Source organism: Halalkalibaculum sp. DA3122 (assembly GCF_043951865.1).
In the GTDB taxonomy this organism is placed as follows: Bacteria; Bacteroidota; Rhodothermia; order Balneolales; family Balneolaceae; genus JAMQKA01.
On record NZ_JBINJF010000080.1, the window covers coordinates 1 to 2,382 of the forward strand.

The 2,382-nt window shown below is 52.0% G+C and carries 2 protein-coding genes; both read left to right on the forward strand.

Translation table 11 applies throughout. The features are described 5' to 3' along the window. The coding region (locus ACG2F4_RS19215; protein ID WP_395262564.1) for a ThuA domain-containing protein at positions 1-718 on the forward strand (718 nt) is incomplete at its 5' end. Between the two features lie 218 nt (positions 719-936). Beyond that, positions 937-1,926, forward strand: a complete 990-nt coding sequence (locus ACG2F4_RS19220; RefSeq protein WP_395262565.1) for a ThuA domain-containing protein — start codon at positions 937-939, stop codon at positions 1,924-1,926. Positions 1,927-2,382: the final 456 nt, after the last annotated feature.

A 2,382-nucleotide genomic window follows, 5' to 3' on the forward strand; every position in this document is an offset into this window, starting at 1 on the left:
GGATTCCCTGCGTGTGCTGGTCTTCTCAGGCACCGGATGGTATCGTCATGCGGAGATCCCGCTGATCAACGGCTGGCTTGTCCGGCTGGGAGCCGCCCACCAGATGCGCGTGGATGTCACCGAAACCCCGTCCGATATCAGCGAAGAATCGCTGCGGGCATACGATGTGCTGCTTATCAACAACGCCAACGAGCTGGACCAGGTGTTCAGCCAGCAGCAGCGGGCCGCCATTCGGCAATGGTACCAGGCCGGCGGCGGCATCGTGGGGCTGCATGCCGCGCTGGTCCGCCAGCAGGGCTGGGAGTGGTTTTCGGAGCTGGGAGGGTGTGATTTCGAGAGTGACTCAAACTACCAGCGGGCAAAAGTGATGGTCGACCCGCAGGCCCGGGATCATCCGGCGGTCGAGGGATACGGGCCGGAATTCTGGTACTCGGCCGACTGGCACAACCACACGCGCCCGGTTACCGGCCTAGAGGGGGTGCAGGTGCTGCTGCGGGTGGATGAGTCCACCTACGAGCCGGTGCGCGACTATTTCCTGGAACAGGGAGCCACCCCGATGGGCGAGGATCACCCGGTCTCATGGACGCGCCAGTACGATGGAAGCCGGTTCTTCTATACCGAGCTGGGCCACGACCTGCGTTCCCTGGATACCGAATTCGGTCGCATGCATATCCTGGAGGCGATTCGGTGGGTGGCAAAAAGTACGTCTGAGGAATGAGGTCTTAAATGGGGGATGCAATTTAAAAATGTTATATAAACAGTCGGAATATCTCCAGCAAGGATACAACGGCAAGATATTGCGATCTTATGGAAACTGGGCATTTAGTTTGCAACAAGAAAAATTACATATCTAAACTCAATACTGGCACAATGGAACAAAACTTATATCGGAATATAAAAGCGTTTGGAAAAAGATTGGTACCCCTGATTGCAGGGATGTTTTTTTTAGCTTTCACCAGTCTGCAACTGGCCCAGGCTCAGCAGGGTACGGAGTGGATCTCCTACGAGCCGGCAGAAGGCCCGGGTAACGGGAAACACATTGTGCTGGTTAGTGGAGACGAAGAATATCGTTCGGAAGAAGCGCTGCCGCTGCTGGCCGAGATACTGGCGAAGCACCACGGGTTTAAAACGACCGTGCTTTTTGCCATCGATCCGGAAACGGGTCATGTGGATCCCGAGCATCAGACCAACATCCCGGGATTGGAGCACCTTCAATCTGCAGATCTGATGGTTATTTTTACCCGGTTTCGCGAGCTGCCGGACGAGCAGATGAAATATATTCATGAGTATCTTCAGGCGGGGAAACCGGTGGTGGGGATGCGGACGGCCACCCACGCCTTTATGTATAAACGGAATCCCGACAGCCCCTATGCGCATTACGACTTCAGAAGTACTGAACGGGGATGGGAGGATGGATTCGGGCGACAGATTCTTGGAGAAACCTGGATCGACCACCACGGTGTGCACGCTGAGGAAGGTACCCGTGGTATTATTGACGGGATCAAGGAACGAGAAAATCATGCCATTTTACGTGGCGTTCAAGACATCTGGGGGGAAACGGATGTATATGGCACCCGCGAGCTTCACGGCGATCCGGAGGTGTTGGTATGGGGATTATCTACGGAAGGGATGACCCCGGAAAGCCCGATTAACTGGAAAAAATCAGCTATGCCGGTTGCATGGATTAAAGAGTACACAAGTGACCAGGGGAATACCGGCCGGGTGTTTACCACCACGATGGGTGCTTCCATTGAACTGGTGAGCGAAGACCTTCGAAGATTGATCGTAAACGGCTGCTACTGGGCGCTGCATATGGATCATCAGATACCGGAGGAGAGTAATGTGGAAATTATCGGGGACTATGATCCCACCATGTTTGGTTTCGGGGATCACAAAAAAGGATTAACTCCGTCAGATTTTAAATAGGCAGATTCCGCATCAACAGGCGGACTCTGTTATTACTGTTTTAGAAACCAGTGATACCATTCATAATTATGAAAACCTAATATGCACGTTATTTTCCGGCTTCTCGTCCTACCCACTCCTTCTGTGCTCCCGAGGTCAGTCGATACAACATCTTCAACGGGAAATGGCTGGGGTTTTGGGATAGCAGGTGGATGTTGAAATTACAAAGCATGATTTAGTTGTTTGTCCGATTACCCGAAATCAGCAAAAACATTCCTCCTTCCAAAGCAGGTTAGGGGGATTTAACGATAGATACCTTTGGCAAGTACTATGAAATAGGTTTCCATAATTTGAAAAATGAGCTGCCGCTCACTCATTGTAGGAACTTGTAAAACAATAGCTACATCCCCCTGCGCCCCCTTCAAAGGGGGAATGGGTGGCGCCAGTATTCCAACAGGTAGCTTAAAATTAGTTTAC